Below are 18,542 nucleotides of genomic sequence, written 5' to 3'. Positions count from 1 at the left end.
TCAATGCGCATCTCCCCCATGTCCACATCCGTACATAACCAAACATATGCGGACAAGGAGGCAAACATGACCCCGCTTATACTCGTATAACCTGCCCTCCGGCAGCTTTGCGCAGCCGGTTCATAAGCGCAAGGCCGAGCCCTTCCTCCGGGCAGCCCTCGGCCCAAATGCGCTGGATGCCCGCTTCGTCAAAATGCCGCAGAGAGGCGTAAAGTCCGGCTGCCGCTTGCCCCAGCTCCTGCTTGCTGCCGCAGGAAAGCACGACATCGGCTTCATATTCGGCGGCATGCTCCGCGAATGCAAGCACGCCCGTTGTTTCCCCGCGCGCTTTGGCCAGCCCGGCTTCTTTGCGGATGCAAGCGGCCACTGCGGACGGCTCTCCGCAGACGATCACCATTTCGCCGTGCGGCGCATAATGCGTATACTTCATGCCCGGCGACCGCGGCGCTTCCGTTTGTTCGCCGGCTGCCGTCGGGGCATCAATGCGGACGCCCGGCGCCGCCTGCTCCAGCTGCTCCGGGGTAATGCCGCCCGGACGGAGGATGCGCACGCCATCTTCGCCCGTAATTTGGATCACCGTCGACTCCAGCCCGACGCCGCAGGCGCCTCCGTCAACGACGCCGCCGATCCGGCCGTCCAAATCGTCCAGCACATGCCCCGCTTCCGTCGGGCTGGGACGCCCCGACTTATTGGCGCTTGGCCCGGCCAGCGGACAGCCGGACTGGCGGATCAGCGCCAGCGCAGCCGGATGATCCGGCATCCGGACGCCTACCGTATCCAGCCCCGCGGTTACAAGCGGGGATACCGCCCCCGGAATTACAGGCAGCACAAACGTAAGCGGCCCCGGCCAAAATGCGTCCATCAGACGGCCTGCCAGCTCCGGATACGGGAGCACAAGCGCATCCAGCTGGCTTTTGTCTGCGATATGCACAATTAACGGATTGTCCGAAGGGCGCCCCTTCGCTTCAAAAACCTGCCGGATCGCCTCTGTATTCCGGGCATCGGCTCCAAGCCCGTATACCGTCTCCGTCGGAAATGCGACAAGGCCGCCGCTGCGGAGCAGATCGGCGGCTTCTTGCAGCTGCCGGACGTCTGCGGGCAGCGTAACCGGCCATACTTTGGTTCGTTTCGTTTTGTTCTTCATCTATGCCTCAGCTTCTTCATATATGGTGCATCTATTATAACATACCCATGCCATGCCAGGCTTCCGGCAAAACCGCCGACGGCCCCTATTAAGCAAACAGCGCTTTTAACCAGTGAATCAGCTTCTCGATCAGTTCGACCAGAAAAAATTTCACATGCGGCGCTTCAGCCCCTTGTCCGGCTGCGGCATTCTTGGCGGCGTCATGGCCGGCGCCCGCTTGATCAGCAGCCTTAACGCTGCCAGCCGTTTGGGCGCTGTCGGTCTTGGAACTTTTCGCATCCGCAGACGGCTTGTCTGCAGCGGCCTGGGAAGCTTGTGCATCTTCGGCAGGCGTTGCCGCCGCTTCGGAAGCGGACGCTTCGCCTGTTACCGCATCTATGAAACATAACGGCGGGAACAGCACGCACCACCAGTTTTGCCCTTTGCCTTCGCCCAGCGTAATTAACAACGCTTCGTAATCGCCGGCCGGATATACTTCATCGCCGTACATTTTGGTTGGAAAAGGAACGACGCCCAGCTGGGCATGATACGAGTACGTAAATCCTCTGCTTTCCAGCACTTCCGCCACGATCGACTCCAGCTCCGGCATATGGCTGCGGATCGTTTGGCGGGCTTCTTCAATCGTTTGAGGCTCCGTAACCCAGCCGTCCATAGCGGCTACAACTTCATCACGGACAACACGTTTCACAGCCTGGTCGACAGGCGTATCGGAATTGGCCAGGATCCGCAGGCGGATCGCTTGGTCAGGAATAGACGAAGGAATAACGGCAGCATCATTTTTAAGACCTTCCCAGCTCATCACGAGCATAATAAGAGCAAAAACGATATAAGCATACGATTTACGGAAATAAAAACGGGAATAAGGACGGGTATAAATCATGTTCACACAAGCTCCTCTCGCGTCACCCGTCGGTGCGCATCGCTTGCGTTCCGGAACGTCTCTATCCGTCATTATGCCCGCATATGACCATCGTAAACGATGCGGCTATTATTTTTTTGCTAGATTGCTAGAGGAGGGTATGATGCGGGGAAGCCAGGCAGGGCAAAAGCGGGAGCTGGGGGCACAGCAGGCTCGGAAAGCAAAAAAGGCGGCTTGGCGGAGAGAATCCTAACCGCCTAACCGCCCATCTGTTTCATCTGTTTCAAGGATGATTAACTTGTTCGTTTATCGGACCGCCATCACATGGCGGTCAATGCCTGCGTAATCCGGTATGATCCGGATTTGGCTCCAGCAGCCCATCGCCTCCAGCAGACCGGCTACATGCTGCGCCTGGCGGATGCCCAGCTCGAAGGCGACGATCCGCGGCATTTGCTTCAGCAATGGCAGCTGCTGCACCATACGGCGGTACGGGTCCAGCCCGTCCTGGCCGCCATCCAGCGCCAGCCGCGGCTCATAGTCCCGCACTTCGCGCTGCAGCCCCGGCAAATCGCCGGCAGGGATATACGGCGGATTGGATACCAGCACATCAACCGCCATATCCGACAGCACCCCGCTGCCGGACCCACCCCCGGAAATGAACGGGGCAAGCAAGTCCCCTTCAACGAAAGCCATACGCCGCTCCGCGCCATGAACGGCCGCGTTCGCCTGTGCCGCCTGCAGCGCATCCGGCGACAAGTCCGAAGCGCACACGCGCCAATCGGTCCGCTCTGCCGCAAGCGAAACGCTGATGGCTCCGCTGCCGGCGCCAACATCCAGCACCGTCACACGGCCGTCTGCGGCGGCAAAGTCCGCGCCGATGGCGTGCACCACACCGGACGGCGCGGCATGCGCCGGCCCCGCCGCACCGTCGGTGCCGGGCAGCGCTGCTGGCGGCGCGTCAGTCGCTGCGCGGTGCGCCGCTTCGCCGGCATCAGCGCCGGCCAGTCCCGCCGGCGGCAGTGACGCCGCGCTTGGCGCAGACGGCTGCGGCGGCCATAATGCCGCAGCAGCCTCCAGCACCGCCTCGACGAGCAGCTCCGTCTCGGGGCGCGGAATCAGGACGGCCGGCGTAACGCGAAACGGCCGCCCGTAAAACCATTGCTCGCCGGTAATGTACTGCACCGGCTCGCCGGCTGCCTTGCGCCGGATAAGCCGCTCCCATTCGGCAGCCCGCTCCGGCGGGAACGGCTCGCGGTAATCGCGAAGCAGCGCCGCCCGGTCCATCCCCAGCACATGCATAAGCAGCAGCTCGGCATTCGCGCGAGGCTCCTCAACCAGCTGCCCCTCCAAAAACGAAGAAGCCTGCATGCAGGCTTCCCGAATGGAGGACGGCGGCTTGAACTGAAATCCGTCGTTATTATCGCTCATGTTCAGACACGGCGCTCCTTTTGCTTCCTAAATTCAAAACTCCGGGCGCGCGCCGCATAAAGCGGCGCCCCCCCTTAAACGAGTTCCTTCTCCAGCATATCCGCTTGCTCGGCAATTGTGAGCGATGAAATGATTTCTTCCATGTCGCCGTTCATCACTGCGTCGAGCTTATGCAGCGTAAGGCCGATCCGATGGTCGGTTACGCGGCTTTGCGGGTAGTTGTAGGTGCGGATCCGCTCGCTGCGGTCGCCGGTGCCGACTTTGCTTTTGCGTTCGCCGGCGTATTTCGCTTCTTCTTCCTGGCGCTTAATGTCGTAGATGCGCGCGCGGAGAACCTGAAGCGCTTTTGCTTTGTTTTCATTTTGCGATTTGCCGTCCTGGCAAGTCGCCATAATGCCTGTCGGCACGTGCAGCACGCGTACGGCGGACTTCGTCGTGTTGACGGACTGGCCGCCGGCGCCGCTGGAGCAGAACGTATCGACGCGGATATCCTTGTCGAGAATTTCGACTTCCACATCTTCAACCTCCGGCATAACTGCAACGGTTGAAGTCGACGTATGGATACGGCCGCCGGATTCCGTTGCCGGAATACGCTGCACGCGGTGCGCGCCGCTTTCGAACTTCAGCTTGCTGTAAGCGCCTTTGCCGTTAATCATGAAAATAACCTCTTTAAAGCCGCCGAGGTCGCTTTCGCTCATTTCCATAATCTCGGTTTTCCAGCCTTGCGAATCGGCAAAACGGGTGTACATCCGGTACAGATCGTAAGCGAACAAAGCCGCTTCGTCGCCGCCGGCTGCGCCGCGGATTTCGACGATGACGTTCTTGTCGTCGTTTGGATCTTTTGGCAAAAGCAAAATGCGGATTTTTTCCTCCAGCTCATCGCGGCGGGCGGAAAGCTCCTCGATTTCCATTTTTACCATTTCACGCATTTCATCATCAAGCTTTTCGCCTTGCATGACTTTGGCGTCACTCAGCTGCTCCATGACTTGTTTATATTCGGTATAAGCCTCGTAGGCTTCCTGTAGATCGGACTGCTCTTTCGAGTATTCGCGCAGCCGCTTCGGATCTGCGGCTACATCCGGATCGCACAACAGCTCACTCAGCTTTTCGTAACGATCCGCGAGCGCTTGTAAACGGTCCAACACGGTCATTCACCTCGGTTAGCAAAATAAGATTATCCTTTATTATAACACGGCATTACATCTTTTTCGACCTGCCTTCGGTTTGAAAACAAGCCTTTTTTTGGCTTTGCGCGGAGACCGCCGCACAGAAGCTTGCCGCCTCTTATATTTCAATGCAATTTCCCGCATTTGCTCATGAAAAAACGGGATTTCCGTCCATTAACGAAAATCCCGCCCCCTGCATCCTAAACGTTAAAGCGGAAATGCATAACGTCGCCGTCCTGCACGACATATTCTTTGCCTTCCAGGCGCAGCTGGCCTTTTTCCTTCGCCGCATTCATCGTTCCGGCAGCTACAAGGTCATCGTAGGATACGACCTCGGCGCGGATAAAGCCGCGTTCGAAGTCGGTATGGATAACGCCTGCCGCTTGAGGGGCTTTCATGCCTTTGCGGATCGTCCACGCACGAACTTCCTGTACGCCTGCCGTAAAATACGTATACAAGCCAAGCAGCTTGTAGGCGGCGCGGATCAAGCGGTTCAGGCCGGATTCCTCAAGGCCCAGCTCCTCGAGGAACATCGCTTTGTCTTCGCCTTCCAGCTCGGCGATTTCGGATTCCACCTTGGCGCTGATCGGCACGACTTCCGCGTTTTCAGCGGCAGCGAATTCCTGCACCATTTTCACATAAGGGTTGTTCGACGCGTCAGCTGCTTCCGCTTCGCTTACGTTCGCCGCGTAAAGCACCGGCTTGATCGTCAGTAAATGCAGGTCGCGAATAAGCAGCTTCTCTTCATCGTTCAGCTCTATGCTGCGCGCAGGCATGTCGTTATACAGCGCTTCTTTGACCCGTTCCAGCACTTCAACTTCCTGCGCATATTTTTTGTCGCCGCCCTTCATGTTTTTGCGGGAGCGGTCAATCCGTTTCTCTACCGAATCAATGTCGGCCAAAATCAGCTCCAGGTTGATCGTCTGAATATCGCTCAGCGGATCAACTTTGCCGGATACGTGCGTAATGTTCTCATCCTGGAAGCAGCGGACTACATGCACAATCGCATCGACTTCGCGGATATGGGCCAAAAACTTGTTGCCCAGCCCTTCGCCTTTGCTCGCGCCTGCAACCAGGCCGGCAATATCTACAAATTCAAACGCCGTCGGCACCGTGCGGTTCGGCGTAACAAGCTCGGTTAATTTATCAAGACGCGGGTCCGGCACTTCCACGACACCAACGTTTGGATCAATGGTGCAAAACGGATAGTTGGCGGATTCAGCGCCTGCTTGCGTAATCGCATTAAACAAAGTCGATTTGCCTACGTTCGGCAGCCCGACGATTCCACAGGAAAGTGGCATGGGGATAACAGCTCCTTATCTCAACAATTCTTTTGCCATTATACTCGAAGCCCCTCAACTTTAAAAGCCGGACAAGCAAGAAGCCGCTGGAAGCGGACAAGCGCCCGCCTTTTTCCAGCGCTGGAAAAGAGCCTTCCTTATCCCAAAAAGTTGGGCTTGCAATATTTGGCTGTGAAGCATAAAATACAGTCTAACTCATACGAAAAAGCGATGACGGAAAGAGTAAGCGGCTGTCCGTTCTATACAGAGAAGGTGCGCCACCGACTGAGAGCGCCCGGCTGAACACTCCGCTGAAGTTCATTCCCGAGCTGGAACCTGAACGATCGCCGGCTATAGACGGCAATCTTGTAGGGCGGCCCGCATGCCCTCGCGTTAAGAAGGCTTAAAGTGAGAAACGGATTGCAATGGCTTATGCTGTTGTAGCATTGGCCGTTTCTAATAAGGGTGGTACCACGGCTCCACGTCCCTTGCGGATGTGGGCTTTTTTGCGTTTTGCCGCCGTGAACGACGGATAGGCATCTAAACGGCGAAAAACTAAACAACGAGGAGTGTATAGAAATGAACACTGCAACAAAAGAACAAATCAGCCTGAAGCTGTCCGATCTGGACGTAAGCCTGCTGCAGCTGCTGGAGCAGCGCGCAGAGCTGCTCGCGCACGCAGCCGCTGACGTACAGGAAACGGCGCTTCGCCGTATGAAGCAAATCCAGTCCGCGGTCAATGTGCAAGCGGCCGCACCCAAGCGGACGCTGCTCGTCAGCCGCAAAGCCAAGCAGACGGATACCGCCATTGATCTGGCCGGCACCGTTATCGGCGGCGGAACGCCGGTTATGGTGGCAGGACCATGCTCGGTGGAAAGCTACGAGCAGGTGAGGCAGGTGGCCGCCGCGCTGAAAGCGCAGGGCGTAACCGTTATGCGCGGCGGCGCGTTCAAGCCGCGTACTTCGCCGTATGAATTCCAGGGCCTTGGCATCGAAGGGCTGAAAATTTTGAAAGAAGTGGCGTCCGAATTCGGCCTGCAGACGATCAGCGAAATCGTGGACCCGTCCCATATCGAGCTGGCCTGCCAATACATCGACGTCATCCAGATCGGCGCGCGCAATATGCAAAACTTCGAGCTGCTGAAGGCGGCCGGCGCTGTGAATAAGCCGGTATTGCTGAAACGCGGCCTTGCGGCAACCATTGACGAATTTTTGCATGCAGCCGAATATATCGTCTCCCGCGGCAACAGCCAGGTGATGCTCATCGAGCGCGGCATCCGCACGTACGAAAAAGCGACACGCAATACGCTCGATATTTCGGCGGTGCCGATTCTGAAGCAGGAAAGCCACCTGCCGGTGCTGGTCGATGTCACGCATTCGACCGGGCGCAAAGAAATTATGGCGCCATGTGCCAAAGCGGCGCTTGCCGCCGGGGCTGACGGCGTGATGGTCGAAGTGCACCCGAATCCGGCCGAAGCGCTGTCGGATGCGGCGCAGCAGCTGAACATCCCGCAATTCGAGCAGTTCTACGCAGAAGTGAAAAAGTCGGGTCTGCTGTAAGCAGGCGTTAGAGCGGAGCGCTCACACACCGTGAACGCCAGCACGCTCCTGCGCATATACGCGCATGCCCCCTCACCCCACAGTACCGTCCGCCGTATCGACGATTGGCTCAGGCGCTCCTGCGCATGTATGCGCATGCCCTCGCCCCTGCGGGACATACTACGGGGAGCGAGGGAGGTGAGCGTAACGGTGGAAAATAAAAGCCATAAAGGCAATTACAAAGGCTCTACACATACGAAAGCAAAAAATCAGGATATGGCGTTTGTAAACGATACGATTGAGAATGCGAAGTCGGCCGTTCCTTTTTCAAATCATAAGAAAAAAACCGACTAATGTCCGCCATGCAGCCATTACGGATACAAAGCCATACGCCATACGCACAAAAACAGCGGCCCGTCATTCGACGGGCCGCTGTTCATTTCAAACCAGCCGACCTTACAGTTGGTTCGAAATTTTGGCTTTCAGGGAGTCTTTGCTTTGAACGCCTACCATTTTGTCGACCGGTTGGCCGTCTTTGAACAGGATCAGCGTAGGAATGCTCATTACGCCAAATTGGGAAGCCAGTTCAGGCTGCTCGTCGACGTTGATTTTCGCGATCGTTGCTTGGCCCTCCAGTTCCGTTGCAAGCTCTTCCACGATCGGGAGCTGCATTTTGCAAGGTCCGCACCAAGGCGCCCAGAAATCTACAAGAGACACGCCGCTTTCGACGGTTTGATTAAAGTTGTCTTTCGTCAATGCTACTGCCATGTGTAATCATCCTCTCCATTAGAGTTGTATGATAAGGGATTACCCGTCTCACCACTATTTATGAATCGCAATCACAAGCCTGGATTTGCCCGAGCACGTCTTGAACGGTAATGCCGCTAAAATGGTCTTCCAGCTGCTTCTCTGCTTTGCAGAAGATGCCAAACATAACTTCCTTCATATTCGAACCAACCACGCAATCCATCGACGGATCGCCGGAGCACCAGCTCGGCATCAAAGAGCCTTGAGCCATGACCCGGTAAATATCGCCCAGTGTAACGGTGTTTGGATCAATGGTAAGGCGGTATCCCCCGCCTGCACCTTCGCGCGTATCCACGAATCCTGCTTTGCGCAAGCCGCTGAGCACTTTGCGAACGCGTGCGGAATGTGTTCCTACATTATCTGCAATCATGTCGCTGCTTGCCATTCGTTCCGGCAAATAAGCCAAATAAACAAGACTATGGACGGCAATTGTAAATTCGCTGTTCAATGTGAACGGCCCCCCTGCTTTGTACTGTAATATTAACAGTTACAGTTACGGCTGTCAATAGCCGGGGCTGCCCTTTTTGTAGTATGCCTTGCCGCCCAGCCTGCTATACGAAGGTCATCGGGTCCGGGCCAAACCGCTTGTTCTCGTCCAGGCCGTTTAATGCCGCCATATCCGCTTCAGAAAGCTCAAAATCAAACAAATTCGCGTTTTCGTGAATCCGTTCCTTGCGTACCGACTTTGGAATCGTCACGACCCCGTTCTGAAGATCCCAGCGCAGCACAATTTGGGCCGGCGTTTTGCCGTATTTATCGGAAAGCTCCGTCAGCAGCGGCAAATCGAGATTGCCCTGCATAAGCGGGCTCCACGCTTCCAGCTGAATGCCGTTATCCCGGCAGAAGCCGTGCAGATGCGGCTGCGTCAGCAGCGGATGGTATTCCACCTGATTGACCATCGGCTTGATCTCCGCTTCCGCAAGCAAGTCCTCCAAATGAGGCTGCAGGAAGTTGCTGACGCCGATCGCCCGGACGTAACCGTCCTTGTACAGTTTCTCCAGCGCCTTATATGTCTGCTTGTACTTGCCCGTAACCGGCCAATGCACCAAGTACAGGTCGATAACGTCCAGGCTCAGCCGTTTGCGGCTCGCTTCAAACGCACGCAGCGTCTCCTCGTAGCCTTGATCCGTGTTCCACACTTTGGTGGTGACGAACAGCTCGTCCCGTTTCACTCCGCTTTGCGCGATGGCACGGCCTACGCCTTCTTCATTATTGTAAAGTTTGGCCGTATCAATGGAACGGTATCCGGCTTCGATGGCATCCAGCACCGCCTGCTCCACCTGCTCGCCCTCCTGCGTTTTATAAACGCCAAGGCCCACCCACGGCATCCGTACGCCGTTGTGCAATTTAACCGTATCACCGATATGTTGTACGTTAGACAAGCTCATCACTCCTGTTCTGCGGAAAATTTCACCTGACTGCATCAGTTTATCATTAGCTTTTGCCCTTCACAAACCGCCTCGCGCCATTTTTCACGAGAAATTCATAGAGAAGTTGTAAAACCTGTCATGAGGATGGCATATATACGAATACATTAAAGCGGGAAACCAATTATGGAATTATTGGAGGGTGTCGCGAATGGGACTTTTCAGCAAATGGACGGCACTGCGGACTGAAGGAGGATCTCGGGCGGAATTGATCGACCGGCTGGAGGCAGCTTTAAAGGCACAAGGCTTAAAAGTAAAAATTACAGACGAAGGCAATAACCTGAAACGGCTGCATGTGCTGCAAAAACAAGAGCAGCAAGCAAGAGAGCTGCTGGAGCAATTCGACAAAGAACATTAACATATAATGCGCCACTTGACCCGCTGCACGAAGAACACATGTTCTTCAGGCACGGGTTTATTTTTTTGGACATGATAAGTAAGCGCTTAAAAATATCCCCGCTTCCGGTTCAATATGATATAATTTGGATGAAAATTCGAACGACCGCTTTACCAAATCAAAGCAGTTTTCGCCGCTGGCAGCGTGCGACGGCTGCTTTTGCCGTTTGTTGCGGAATGGCCGGACAGCGTTCCGGGCAGCGGCGACAACACTGCTGAAAAAGGATGTGACCGCATTGAAAGGCAGTACCATCTTGCTTTCGCATCTGCGAAAGCACCTCCCGCTGTACCTGCTAGGCGTAGCCCTTGTCGGGGCGGGAAACTTTGTCAACTCGCTGTACCCGAAAGTGCTCGGGGATTTTACCGATGACTTGCAGCAAAACGGCTTGACCGCAGACTCGATTCGGCACTCCAGCCTGTTGCTGCTGGCCATCGGCATTGGCTACGGCGTCCTGTTTGGCCTCGGGCAAATTATTAACCACCGGCTTGGCCGCATGTTTGAGCACCGGGTGCGGGGCGTTTGTTCGTCCATTTTACCGGACTAAGCGAACATTTCTTCTCCAAGAACGGCGGAGGGCGGCTGCTCAGCTATTTCATGAACGATGTGTCGGCCGTCCGTGAGGCGATCGCCAACGGACTGAACCAGATGTCCAACGCTTCGGTGCTGCTCGTATCGGTTATTGTCATGATGTCGCTCAGCAACATCCCGCTTTACCTCATCGGCGTATGCATTGTGCCGCTGCTTGCCATTCCGGTGCTTGTCGTTTACTTCGGGCCGCGCATCCGGAGCAAGTCCGCCGCGGTACAGGAGGCGCTGGCCGGCATGACCGCTTCGGCCGAAGAGCAGTTCGGCGGCATCCGCGTCACCAAAACTTTTGCGACCGAGGAAATTGCACGGGGCCGGTTTGGCGAAACCGTTGAACGGATTAAAACGAACCAGCTGAAGCTTGTCCGTTCCTCTTCGCTGTTTCAGAACGCTTTGCCGTTTACCGGCGGCTTGTCGCTTGTGATCGCCATCATATACGGGGGATACCTCGTCATTCATCATGAGCTGTCGCTCGGGAGCTTTGTTGCATTAACGCTTTACTTGCGCATGATCATTAACCCGCTGCAGCAAATTGGCAACTATATCAACCTTATCCAGCGTTCCCGCGCTTCGCTGGAACGGCTGAACCGGCTGCTGGAAGTGCAGCCTGACATTGTAGAAGCTGAAGCCGCCGTATCGCTTCCACCGGCGAAATCGGCGAGCCTTAGCATTAAAGGGCTGTCGTTCGCCTATCCCGAAACCGACCATGAAGTGCTGCATGACATTGATATTGAGCTTCCGGCCGGCCGTACGCTGGGCATTGTCGGCAGAACGGGCAGCGGCAAAACGACGTTGGTCAAACTGCTTCTGCGGGTCTATGATCCGCCGGAAGGGACGGTCCGCATCGGCCAAACCGATATCCGCGAGCTGACGCTTGAAAGCTTGCGGCAAGAAATCGCTTATGTCCCGCAGGACGGTTTCCTGTTCAGCACGACCATCCGGGACAATATCGCTTTCTTTAACCGCGAAACGGATGATGCCGAAGTCGAAGAAGCATCCAGGCTGGCGGAAATTTACGCCAGCATCAGCGGTTTCCCCGAACAGTTCCAGACGAAGCTTGGCGAACGCGGACTGACGCTGTCCGGCGGGCAGCGCCAGCGCACCAGCCTGGCGCGCGGATTCGTCAAGCGGGCACCGATTCTTATTTTGGATGACAGTGTAAGCGCCGTCGATACCGTTACGGAGTCCAACATTCTGGCCAACCTTCGGAAAGCAAGGGAAGGCAAAACCAATATCGTTATCGCCCACCGCATAAGCGCGGTACGCCACGCCGACGAAATTATCGTGCTGGACAAAGGGCGGATTATCGAACGCGGCACGCACGACGAACTGCTCGGAATGGGCGGCTATTACGCGTCGCTGTATGCGATTCAGGAAGAAGGTGACCAGGTTGAAGGATTCTAAGAACGGAAGCCGCACAGCGGAGCAGGAAGCAGCGGAAACCGGAAGCCCGGAAACCGCGCAAGCGGGCCGCGGCCAGGCGTTCCAAACGCTTTTGTCTTATGCCAAGCCGCATAAGCGTACGTTTCTGGCCGTCTTTTTATGCTCCTTTTTCGCGATCTCGGCCGACCTGCTTCAGCCGTATCTCATTAAAATCGCGATCGACGATAACGTGCTGGAAGGCGCCGAAGGGTACCGGAAGCTTGTTTCCATCGGGTTATTTTTTCTGCTGCTCGCTATCGTAAGCTTTGTGTTTTCCTATATTCAAACCAACCTGCTGCAGCGGGCCGGCCAAAGCATCGTCGCGCGGCTGCGCAACGACTTGTTCCGCCACATATCCGGGCAGTCGATGTCGTTTTTCGACCGGCACCCGATCGGCAGCCTTGTTACGAACGAGTCCAGCGATACGGAAACGATCAACTCTTTTTTCACCCAGGTTGTCGTCAGCCTCGTCCGCGACGGACTGATGCTGATAATGGTCGTCTGCTTTATGTTTTCGCTTGATGTAGAGCTTGCTTCCTATTGCATGCTGCTGTTCCCGGTTATATTCGCGATTTCGATCGCGTTCCGCAAGCTGCTGCGCACCACTTACCAGCGCGCGCGCAGCCAGTGGTCGCGCATGATCGCTTTTGTAGCCGAGAATCTGGCTGGCATGAGCCTCACGCAAGCGTTCCATCAGGAGAAGGAACAGACACGCCAGTTCAACGAAAAAAACGATGTCTACTTGAAGGCCAACATACGCGAAGTGCAGACAAACGTGTTTTTCAACCGTTCCTTTGATGTGCTCGGCAACGTGTCGGTTTCGCTCATCGTATGGATCGGCGGGATCGCCGTGCTGGGCAAAAAAATGGATTTTGGCGTATTGTACGCCTTCATTAACTATATCCGGCTGTTCTTCCAGCCGATCAACCAAATTACGCAGCAGTGGAATACGCTGCAATCTACCCTCGTATCGATGGACCGGCTGTGGCGCATCTTCTCCATTGTGCCGGAGGTGCAGGACCCGCTGCCGAAAGAAACCAAAGAGCTGCCTGCCGAAACGGTTAAAGGGCAAGTTGATTTCAATCATATCCGCTTCTCTTATGTGGACGACCAAGAAGTGCTGCACGGCCTCGATCTGCATATTAAGCCGGGCGAATTCGTAGGCATCGTCGGCACGACCGGCGCAGGCAAAAGCTCGCTCGTGAATCTGCTGACCCGCTTCTACGATGTGAACAAAGGCAGCGTCCAAATCGACGGAATTGACATCCGCAGGCTGCCGCTCGATTCGCTGCACCGCATCGTCGGGTTAGTCCAGCAGGAGCCGTTCCTGTATTCCGGCACGATCGTTGACAATGTCCGCCTGTTCCGCGACGACATATCGCGTGAAGAGGTAATCCGCGCCTGCAAGCTCGTTGGCGCCCACCCGATGATTCAGCGGCTCAAAAGCGGCTACGACGCCCGGTTGTCCGAACGGGGCTCGGGGCTGTCATCCGGCGAACGGCAGCTGATTTCATTCGCGCGTATTCTTATTTTCCAGCCCAAAATATTAATTTTGGACGAAGCGACCGCGCATCTCGACTCGCATACGGAAAAGCTGATCCAGGAAGCGCTCAGCCTTGTTTCACAAGGGCGGACCACGCTGGTCATCGCCCACCGCCTCTCCACGATTCAAAACGCCGACCGCATCATCGTGATGAAGGACGGCCTCATTGCGGAGGAAGGCACACACCAGTCGCTTGTTCAGCTGGACGGCTACTATGCCGAGCTGCAGCGCCATGCGCGCAGATCGGCCCAGTCTGTGGCGGAAAGCCGCTGAACAACCAAGCGGCCTTACGGACGGTTACGAACAACAGCGGCAACGGCGGATGTGAAGCATCGTCCGCGGCTGCCGGCATAAGGAGGTACGAAAAAAAGCGGTATCCGCAGAACATTTTTAAGATGTCCTCGGATACCGCTTTTTTCATTTTCTTGTAGCAGCGGAACCGTTATTCCCCGCCAACGAGCTTTAGGCCGATGACTCCAACGATAATAAGCCCTACAAATATCAGCTTCCGCCAATCCCTCGACTCTTTAAAAAACACCATGCCCAGCAGCACGCTGCCGATTGAGCCGATTCCCGTCCATATTCCGTACGCGGTGCTGACCGGAATTTCCTTGATTGCCTGGGACAAGAAGAAGAAGCTGATAAAGCCAAACACAATGGAACCAACCGTCCCCTTCCAGCGGCGGAAGCCGTCCGACAGCTTCATGGACGTCACGCCTCCGACCTCGCCCAGCCCCGATATCATCAGAAACAGCCACTCCATCGTTTACGCCCCTTCCTTTTCCATTACTGGCGGCTTCGCTTCCTCCGCCGTTTTTTCCTTCGAAACGAGCTTCAGCCCGATGATGCCGATGACCAATAGGGCAATAAAAAACAGCCGCCAAAAATCCGCCGGCTCTTTCAGCACTAGAATGCCGGCAATAACAGTGCCGACCGTCCCCATGCCGGTAAACATCGCATAAGCAACGCCGATTTCAAGCACTTTCATCGACCTTGCAAACAAAATAAAGCTTGCGGCCAGCAGCACAACCGTTATGATGCTGGGAACGAGCTGCGTGAAGCCTTCCGAATATTTCAAGCCGAAGGTCCAGCCGACCTCCAGCACGCCTGCCAACACTAAATATATCCATGCCATTACGCTTCTTGTCCTTTCGTCAAATCTGTTGTCAGAAGAAAAAGCAGCGATTGCCATGCTTGTTCCTTGCGGCTGTTAAACAACTCGCGGTCATAAATTTGCCGCTCTACCAGCAGACCGTCGGAGCAAGCATATAGCGTCGCAATCATTTGCTCCTCATCGGTCAGCCGGAACACCCCTCGTTCCAGCCCTTGCCTGTATACGGATACTATCAATTCCGTCGACTCCTGCTCATATTGCAGAAAATCTTTTTTGAGCTGCTCGCGCAAATGCCTTGGAGGCAGCAGAAACGTCTGCCGCAAAAAGGTTTGCCCTACCGACTGCGCGTTGTTGTCGACGTAAAAGTCAAACATCCTTCGAAACTGCTGCAAAGCCGGCTCCCCTTGCATGCTTTCATACAAACGCCTGAATTTGTTCAAATCTTCGGCAATTACATCATGGAACAGCTGCAAAAACAGCTGTGCTTTCGATTCAAAATGGGCATAAAGGGACGGCGTTTTGATGCCAACCGCTTTCGCAATGTCCGACAGCGACGTGCCGTCGTAGCCGGAATCCAGAAACAGGTTTAACGCGGCTTCCTTAATGCGGTCCGCGGTTGATGGTTTGTGAACGTTCACCGGCGCACCTCCTCTTTCATTTTAGCCATTTTACCTAACGAACGTTAGTTAGTCAATATGCGCACTGCTGCTTCAACAGCTGCAGGCCGCGTTTTCTTGTCCTATACAGCATGCCCTCTGGCGGCAGGCCCCTCTGCTGCCGCAAGTAAAGCAAAAAAACAAGGCCCCTCTGCCTAAGCAGAGAGGCCTTGTATGGTGCGGTTATTCACTTTGCTTATTGGCCGCCTTTGGCCACCAGATCGGCAATCGTACCGATTTGACCGCTAATGGATACCGGATCGTAATACAGGTATGTTTTATAATCCAGCTCGTACACATGGTTGTTTTTCACAGCCGGGAGGTTCGACCAGATTTTGCTTTTTCTCAGCTCTGACGCCATGCTTTGGTCCGGGTCATCATTGATGCATAAGAAAATATAGTCGGCGTCGGCGTATTGCGGGAGCGCCTCCAGCGATATTTCTTTAATTTGCTCTTTGCTGTCAATGACCTCTTGAACCGGAGCTGTCGCTTTGAACTGCAGCGCATCATAGATCGGGAAGCCGCCGCGGCCGTAGTTATTGCCCAGCACGGACAGCACTTTGCCGCGCACGTTCAAAATAACAGCGGTTGAGCCCGGTTTCACCACATCTTTAATTTTATCGCGGCCTTCCTGCGCTTTGTGCTCGTAATCCGCCAGCCACTGGTCCGCTTCGGCCTGTTTGCCGAACAGGTCGCCGAACTGCTTCACTTCTTCTTTTACGTTTTTGGTGGAGCCGTACGGAATATATACGGTTGGAGCAATTTTGGACAGCTGATCATAATTTTCGAGCGCAAAATCGTTTATGACGATCAAATCCGGATCAAGCGCCGTTACTTTCTCTACATCTACCGGAGCGCCGATATCCGCAATGTCAGCTTCCTGCTCCTTCAGGAACGGGCTGCCCATCCACCATTCCTTGTTGGCGCCGACCGGATGAATGCCAAGCGCCAGCAGCGTGCCGTGGTAATACGCCGCCGCTACCCGTTTCGGATGCGCGGGAATGACAACATCGCCTTTATCGGTATGGACCGTCAGCGTATCGGCGTCGGCGCTTGCCGAAGCTTCAGGAGAAGCCGAAGGCGAAGCGGCCGGAGCCTCAGGAGAAGGGCTCGCAGCGGTGCCGGATGAATCCGGGTGATTGCCGTTCCCGCCGCAAGCCGCAAGGACAAGCATCATGACCAGAATAACCCCTATAATCGTAAAACGTTTTTGAAGCATGGATACCCTCCTCTAATACTGATAATCATTATCAATGAGTAGAATAACGTTACGGCTGATCTTCCGTCCATGCACAGAAATGACCATTATTTCGTACGATTATGACAAAAGCTTCTTCTCCAGATAGACAAGCTGCTTCTCCAACGACAGCGGATCATAGGAATAAAACAAGTCGTTGTCCAGCTCATAGACTTGGCCGGCCCGAACTGCCTTCTGCTCCTTCCAGAACGGCGATTCCAGCAGCGGCTCCTTATCTTCAAACAGGCGTGACGGATAATGCAGCAGCAATATATGGTCGGCGTCCACTTGATGCAGCAATGCCGGCTGCACCTGCTCGTTCAGCAGCCCTTGCCCGATGATCCGGCTGCGGACAAAAGGCGGCGGTTCCAACTGCAGGCAGTCATATACAAGCGGCCCGCCCATACTCCGTAATTTGCCGTAGACGTACAGCTCGTCGGACACGATTTTGTACACCGCCACCGTCTCGCCCGGGCGGATAACCGCAGACAGCCGGCTTTGCGCGGCGCAGCACCGGTCCATGAAATCGGCAAGCCAAGCCTCCGCTTCCGGCTCCTTGCCGGCCGCCCTCGCGACCAGGCGCAGCTGCTCTTGCCACGTCAATGCATCCAGATCCACTGCCAATACGGGCGCCAGCTCATACAGCTTGTCCAGCTTGACCGCATCGGCGTAACAGATAACCAGATCCGGGCGTTCGTCCGCCAGCTTACGCTCGCTGTCCTCGTTCCCCCACACAATCGGCTCAAACTGTTCAAAGCCTTGCCGCCCGGCATAATATTCCCGCATCCAATCCTTGATTTCGCCGTAACGCGGCATCGCCTCCAGCCACATCAGCAAGGAGGTGAAATATGGGGCCAGCGTTGCATAAGCCTTTGGTTTGGCTATAAATTCGGAAGGCGTCATGCCTTCCCGCTGCTTAAATTTGCGGCTGAAATAATATTCGCTGCGAAAACCGACTTGTTCGGCTACCGATTTGATGCTCGCGCCGGACAGCTGCAGGAGACGGCGCGCCTCCTCCATTCGGACATCGGTCAAATAGTCGGTAAAGCTGACGCCCGTCTCCTTCTTGAACATGCGGGAAAAGTGCTCCGGGCTCACCCCGTACGTTTCCGCCAGCTGCTCGCGTGTCAGGTCATCCCGGTAATACGTGCTGATATATGCGGCCGCACGCTCGATTACCGTTCCTTTGCCAGCCTGGGAGGCCGGCTTCTCCAGCATAAATACGGAGCTGATCAGCTCGTAGAACAGCATTTGCGCATGCAGCCCGCCAAGCGCATCTAGGCCCGCAGGCGTATGGAACAGCTGCTCCAGACTGCGGCTGACACGTTGCGGCTGCAGCGGGCGAATGCCGCCAAACGGAAGCCGCTCCATGTTTTTTCGGATCAGCGAGCCGTCCGCCTGCCGTTCAGCCAGCTCGAAGCCGGCCCGGTATAACACCGCCTGTCCGGCGCCGCCGCCAGCCAAATGAAACCCTTCGCCCGCCGGACAAAACAAAACGGTGTTTTCGTCCAGCACCCATTTGCGCCCCGATTTATAGGCCGTGCAAGTGCCGCTTGCCGTAAACAGCAGCATGTCCGAATGGGGCACATTCCATTCCGCAGGGAAAGACGGCTCGTACACAAGCCGCTCCATCCCGATCAATACCGGAAAAGCGGCGCTGAACATGCGGGAGCCATCCAGCGGCGCCGGGTTTCCGCTGCCTGCGGTTTCGCGGCTGCCTGCAGCAGCCTGCTTCTGCTGCAGCTCCTTAATCGCTTTGCGCCGCTCTTCGGCTTCTTCATCGCTGAGCGCGCCCAAATGCTCGATGATGCGGTGGCGGCTGCGCCCCGCTTCATCCCGGTAAGAGGCTGCAATATGATAATAGTTATAGATTTTGCCGTTCTTTTTGACGGTGCTTTTTTTTAAAAACATAAGCCCGTTCGCCCCCAGGTTTTGTCA

The 18,542-nt window shown here is 55.5% G+C and carries 17 protein-coding genes and 1 pseudogene; 5 read left to right on the top strand and 13 right to left on the bottom strand.

What is annotated here, in order from left to right; genetic code table 11:
* Nucleotides 1-76 precede the first annotated feature (76 nt).
* The 5 genes from ET464_RS16210 to ychF form a co-directional block, all read right to left on the bottom strand.
* Nucleotides 77-1,144 (bottom strand): L-threonylcarbamoyladenylate synthase, encoded by a 1,068-nt coding sequence (locus ET464_RS16210; protein WP_129442692.1) that lies wholly within the window; start codon nucleotides 1,142-1,144, stop codon nucleotides 77-79.
* Nucleotides 1,145-1,232: 88 nt separating this feature from the next.
* Nucleotides 1,233-2,024, bottom strand: a complete 792-nt coding sequence (gene spoIIR, locus ET464_RS16205) for a stage II sporulation protein R (RefSeq protein WP_129442689.1) — start codon at nucleotides 2,022-2,024, stop codon at nucleotides 1,233-1,235.
* 285 nt (nucleotides 2,025-2,309) lie between these two features.
* Nucleotides 2,310-3,431 (bottom strand): N5-glutamine methyltransferase family protein, encoded by a 1,122-nt coding sequence (locus ET464_RS16200; RefSeq protein WP_208543862.1) that lies wholly within the window; start codon nucleotides 3,429-3,431, stop codon nucleotides 2,310-2,312.
* Nucleotides 3,432-3,505: 74 nt separating this feature from the next.
* Nucleotides 3,506-4,576: a peptide chain release factor 1 gene (gene prfA / locus ET464_RS16195; protein WP_129442687.1), complete on the bottom strand. Its 1,071-nt coding sequence runs from the start codon at nucleotides 4,574-4,576 to the stop codon at nucleotides 3,506-3,508.
* 221 nt (nucleotides 4,577-4,797) lie between these two features.
* A complete protein-coding gene (ychF, locus tag ET464_RS16190) occupies nucleotides 4,798-5,898 on the bottom strand; it encodes a redox-regulated ATPase YchF (protein ID WP_129442684.1) in 1,101 nt (366 codons plus the stop codon).
* Between the two features lie 558 nt (nucleotides 5,899-6,456).
* Between ychF and ET464_RS16185 the strand changes: the two genes are divergently transcribed.
* Nucleotides 6,457-7,437 (top strand): bifunctional 3-deoxy-7-phosphoheptulonate synthase/chorismate mutase, encoded by a 981-nt coding sequence (locus ET464_RS16185; protein WP_129442681.1) that lies wholly within the window; start codon nucleotides 6,457-6,459, stop codon nucleotides 7,435-7,437.
* 177 nt (nucleotides 7,438-7,614) lie between these two features.
* A complete protein-coding gene (locus ET464_RS16180) occupies nucleotides 7,615-7,770 on the top strand; it encodes a hypothetical protein (protein ID WP_208543960.1) in 156 nt (51 codons plus the stop codon).
* A 102-nt stretch (nucleotides 7,771-7,872) separates the two neighbouring features.
* Here the strand turns inward: ET464_RS16180 and trxA are convergent, their stop codons facing one another.
* The 3 genes from trxA to ET464_RS16165 all read right to left on the bottom strand — a co-directional run bounded on the left by trxA (nucleotide 7,873) and on the right by ET464_RS16165 (nucleotide 9,611).
* Nucleotides 7,873-8,184, bottom strand: a complete 312-nt coding sequence (gene trxA, locus ET464_RS16175) for a thioredoxin (protein ID WP_129442679.1) — start codon at nucleotides 8,182-8,184, stop codon at nucleotides 7,873-7,875.
* Nucleotides 8,185-8,242: 58 nt separating this feature from the next.
* Entirely contained in the window at nucleotides 8,243-8,671 is a 429-nt protein-coding gene (locus tag ET464_RS16170) for an RrF2 family transcriptional regulator (RefSeq protein WP_129442676.1), read from the bottom strand.
* 103 nt (nucleotides 8,672-8,774) lie between these two features.
* Nucleotides 8,775-9,611 carry an aldo/keto reductase gene (locus ET464_RS16165; RefSeq protein ID WP_244226573.1) on the bottom strand — a complete coding sequence of 279 codons (837 nt, stop codon included), beginning with the start codon at nucleotides 9,609-9,611 and terminating at the stop codon, nucleotides 8,775-8,777.
* A gap of 190 nt (nucleotides 9,612-9,801) precedes the next feature.
* On the opposite strand from ET464_RS16165, the gene ET464_RS16160 reads away from it, so the two are divergent.
* The 3 genes and pseudogenes from ET464_RS16160 to ET464_RS16150 all read left to right on the top strand — a co-directional run bounded on the left by ET464_RS16160 (nucleotide 9,802) and on the right by ET464_RS16150 (nucleotide 13,870).
* Nucleotides 9,802-10,008: a hypothetical protein gene (locus tag ET464_RS16160; RefSeq protein ID WP_129442670.1), complete on the top strand. Its 207-nt coding sequence runs from the start codon at nucleotides 9,802-9,804 to the stop codon at nucleotides 10,006-10,008.
* Between the two features lie 274 nt (nucleotides 10,009-10,282).
* Nucleotides 10,283-12,036, top strand: a pseudogene (locus ET464_RS16155) (ABC transporter ATP-binding protein).
* A complete protein-coding gene (locus ET464_RS16150; protein ID WP_129442667.1) occupies nucleotides 11,996-13,870 on the top strand; it encodes an ABC transporter ATP-binding protein in 1,875 nt (624 codons plus the stop codon). The pseudogene ET464_RS16155 and the gene ET464_RS16150 overlap by 41 nt, the downstream one beginning before the upstream one ends.
* 169 nt (nucleotides 13,871-14,039) lie before the next feature.
* Here ET464_RS16150 and ET464_RS16145 read toward each other — a convergent pair whose 3' ends face one another.
* The 5 genes from ET464_RS16145 to ET464_RS16125 form a co-directional block, all read right to left on the bottom strand.
* Nucleotides 14,040-14,360 carry a DMT family transporter gene (locus ET464_RS16145; protein ID WP_129442664.1) on the bottom strand — a complete coding sequence of 107 codons (321 nt, stop codon included), beginning with the start codon at nucleotides 14,358-14,360 and terminating at the stop codon, nucleotides 14,040-14,042.
* Nucleotides 14,361-14,363: 3 nt separating this feature from the next.
* Nucleotides 14,364-14,732, bottom strand: a complete 369-nt coding sequence (locus ET464_RS16140; protein WP_129442660.1) for a DMT family transporter — start codon at nucleotides 14,730-14,732, stop codon at nucleotides 14,364-14,366.
* Nucleotides 14,732-15,349 carry a TetR/AcrR family transcriptional regulator gene (locus ET464_RS16135; RefSeq protein ID WP_129442657.1) on the bottom strand — a complete coding sequence of 206 codons (618 nt, stop codon included), beginning with the start codon at nucleotides 15,347-15,349 and terminating at the stop codon, nucleotides 14,732-14,734. The genes ET464_RS16140 and ET464_RS16135 overlap by 1 nt, the downstream gene beginning before the upstream one ends.
* Before the next feature lie 214 nt (nucleotides 15,350-15,563).
* A complete protein-coding gene (locus ET464_RS16130; RefSeq protein WP_129442654.1) occupies nucleotides 15,564-16,586 on the bottom strand; it encodes an iron-hydroxamate ABC transporter substrate-binding protein in 1,023 nt (340 codons plus the stop codon).
* A 99-nt stretch (nucleotides 16,587-16,685) separates the two neighbouring features.
* On the bottom strand, nucleotides 16,686-18,515 hold the full coding sequence (locus ET464_RS16125) for a helix-turn-helix domain-containing protein (protein ID WP_129442651.1): 1,830 nt from the start codon (nucleotides 18,513-18,515) through the stop codon (nucleotides 16,686-16,688).
* Between the last annotated feature and the right edge of the window lie 27 nt (nucleotides 18,516-18,542).

This window comes from Paenibacillus protaetiae, from assembly GCF_004135365.1.
Classification (GTDB): Bacteria; Bacillota; Bacilli; order Paenibacillales; family Paenibacillaceae; genus Paenibacillus_AP; species Paenibacillus_AP protaetiae.
This window is presented reverse-complemented; position numbering and strand designations above follow the sequence as displayed.